Origin of the sequence: Brevundimonas vesicularis (genome assembly GCF_032067225.1) — a bacterium.
In the GTDB taxonomy this organism is placed as follows: domain Bacteria; phylum Pseudomonadota; class Alphaproteobacteria; order Caulobacterales; family Caulobacteraceae; genus Brevundimonas; species Brevundimonas vesicularis_F.
Genome location: NZ_DAMBJX010000083.1, coordinates 1 through 2,677 on the forward strand (window position 1 = coordinate 1; position 2,677 = coordinate 2,677).

Genomic DNA, 2,677 nt, shown 5'->3' on the forward strand with positions numbered 1-2,677 from the left:
CGGCAGCAGTTTGATGAGGGGCCATCCACGCATCGCCATCACTCCGCGATCGGCAGTTTTTTGGGCTTGGCCGTCTTGAGCCAGTAGCCGAGCAGGACCTGGGCGACCAGGACCGACGAGAAGACCGAGGTGAACACACCGATGGTCAGGGTCCAGGCGAACCCGCGAACAGGGCCTTCGCCGAACACGAACATGATGCCCGCCGCGACCAGGGTGGTCAGGTTGGCGTCGATGATGGTGCCCATGGCCTTGTTGAAGCCGGCGTCCATAGAGGCGATGACGCTGCGGCCCGCCCGGGCCTCGTCACGCATACGCTCATAGATCAGCACGTTGGCGTCCACCGCGACCGCGAAGGTCAGGATCAGACCGGCGATGCCTGGCAAGGTCAGCGTCGCCTGGGTCAACGACATGGCCGCCACGATCAGCACGCCGTTCAGCACCAGGCCGACCACCGACACGCCACCGAAAAGCAGACCGTAGGCCAGGATCATGAACAGCACGATGATGGCGAAGCCGACGGCGGTCGACAGGGCGCCTGCGGCGACCGCGTCCGCACCCAGTTCAGCCGTCACGGTGCGGCGCTCCTCGACGTTCAGCGGCGCCGGCAGGGCGCCCCCGTTCAGCAGGTTCACCAGCGTCGCCGCTTCTTGGATCGAGAAGTTGCCTGTGATCTGACCCGAGCCCGAGGTGATCGCGCTCTGGATCGTCGGGGCCGAAATGACCTTGCCGTCCAGGATGATGGCGAAGGGCTTCTGCAGATTGGCGGCGGTGGCTTCGCCGAAGCGCCGCGCGCCGGCACCGTCGAAGCGGAAGTCGATGGCCGGGCGGCCGCTCTGGTCCGAACCGACGCCGGCGCGGGTTAGGTTCTCGCCCGACACCAGCACGCGCTTCTTGACCAGATAGGGCGTGCCGTCCTCGCCTTGCAGCAGTTCGGAATCAGGCGGCACACGGCCGGCCAGGGCGTCCTGAACCGAGTTCTCGACATCGACCATCTGGAAGGTCAGCTGCGCCGTCTGGCCGATGACTTCTTCCAGCTTGCTCGGATCGCTCTCGCCCGGCGCCTGGACCACGATCCGGTCGGCGCCCTGGCGGGTGATGGAGGGTTCGCGCGTGCCCAGGCTGTCGATCCGGCGGCGCACGACCTCGATCGACTGGTCCACGGCCGTCGCGCCCATGCCGTTCAGCGCGGCGTCGGTATAGGCGAAGCGGATGCGGTTATCGCCCAGGCGCGTCGCAGTGCGTTCCGCCTGGCCGCCCGGTCCGACCTGACCGCCCAGCTGTTGCAGCGCCTTGAACGCGGCATCGCCCTGGGCCGGATTGGCCAGGGTGACGACCACGCCGCCGGCTTCACGCTGGAAGCCGTTGGTGGCGACGCCCGCACCGTTCAGCGTGACCCGAACGTCCTCGATCAGGTTGGTGACGCGCTTTTCGCGCATCGCCGGCACATCGACTTCCAGCAACAGATACGAACCGCCCTGAAGGTCCAGCCCCAGATTCAGCTTGTTCTTGGGCATGAAGCCGGGCAGCGCTTCGCGCTGCTGATCCGACAACAGGTTCGGGAACGCCAGCAGACAGCCGAGAACGGCCGCGACGACGACGAGAATGACTTTCCAGCGCGACAGCTGAATCATGAGGGCGGTCCAGGTATCGGCGGATACGCGAGCGTATCAGGCCTTGGAATCGTTGGCGGCGATGGCGGTGCGGTTGCGCACCTCGGCGATCATGGCCTTGACCACGCGCACGTTGACGCTGGGGGCGATCTCGACGTTGACCTCGGCCTCTTCGACGCGGGTGACCTTGCCGATCATGCCGCTGCCCAGGACGACGGTGTCCCCACGCTTGACGGCGGCGATGGCGGTCGCGTGCTCCTTGGCGCGCTTCTGCTGCGGACGGATCAGCAGGAAGTAGAAAAGGATGAAAATACCGATGATGGGCGCAAACCCGATCAACTGCGCCGTCAAGCCGCCTTCAGCGCCCATGGGTCGTCTCCGAACATAGAAGGGTAGCCCTCGTCGGCCCCCCATTAAAACGAGGCGCGGAACCTAGGGCCGCGCCTCGCAGATTGCAACGCGGCGAAAGCGCTACCTGGGCAACACTGTCAAAGGATCGACCGCGACCGGATCGTCGCCGCGCATCTGACGGGTCTCGAAGTGGATCGAGGGGCGTCCGTCGCCGGCCGTCAGACCCACGGTGCCGATCTGCTGGCCCGCGCGAACGTCGTCCCCGTCCTTGACCGTCGCCGAACCCAGATGGCCATAGACCGTGCGCCAGCCGTTGGCGTGCACGATCAGCACCGTCAGCCCCTGCCCCACCAGATCGCTGCCGACATAGGCCACGCGCCCGGCGGCAGAGGCGCTGACCGTCGCGCCGGCCGAGGCGCCGATGTTGATGCCGTTGTTCCGCTCGCCCATGCCGACCGGGCCGAAACGTCGCACGATGTCGCCGCGCACTGGCCACAGCAGGTTCGGCTGACCGGCAGCGGCGCCGGCGGCGTTTGTCTGTTCGACAGGGCGCGTCTGGACCGGCAGCGCCGCATTGCCCGAGGGCGGCGGCGGGGGCGGCGGCACGGCGCCGTTGTTGGGCACCAGCACGCCGACGGGCGAGGCGCCGGTCGCGTAAGGATCGTGGCCGGTATCCACCGCCGCTTCAGGCAGTATGATTCGCTGGCCGGTCGTGA

3 protein-coding genes are annotated in these 2,677 nt (G+C 67.3%); all 3 read right to left on the bottom strand.

Translation table 11 applies throughout. The features are described 5' to 3' along the window. Positions 1-38: 38 nt before the first annotated feature. The gene (secD, locus tag RT123_RS14725) at positions 39-1,631 is read right to left on the bottom strand and encodes a protein translocase subunit SecD (RefSeq protein WP_055804957.1); all 1,593 of its coding nucleotides are present in this window, start codon (positions 1,629-1,631) and stop codon (positions 39-41) included. Positions 1,632-1,667: 36 nt separating this feature from the next. After that, positions 1,668-1,979 (bottom strand): preprotein translocase subunit YajC, encoded by a 312-nt coding sequence (yajC, locus tag RT123_RS14730; RefSeq protein ID WP_017504795.1) that lies wholly within the window; start codon positions 1,977-1,979, stop codon positions 1,668-1,670. A 102-nt stretch (positions 1,980-2,081) separates the two neighbouring features. Beyond that, on the bottom strand, positions 2,082-2,677 hold a 596-nt coding region (locus RT123_RS14735; RefSeq protein WP_313009915.1), incomplete at its 5' end, for a peptidoglycan DD-metalloendopeptidase family protein.

Coding starts and splice junctions, on each gene's coding strand:
- secD (WP_055804957.1), bottom strand. CDS start 1,631: ATGATTCAGCTGTCGCGCTGGAAAGTCATTCTCGTCGTCGTCGCGGCC.
- yajC (WP_017504795.1), bottom strand. CDS start 1,979: ATGGGCGCTGAAGGCGGCTTGACGGCGCAGTTGATCGGGTTTGCGCCC.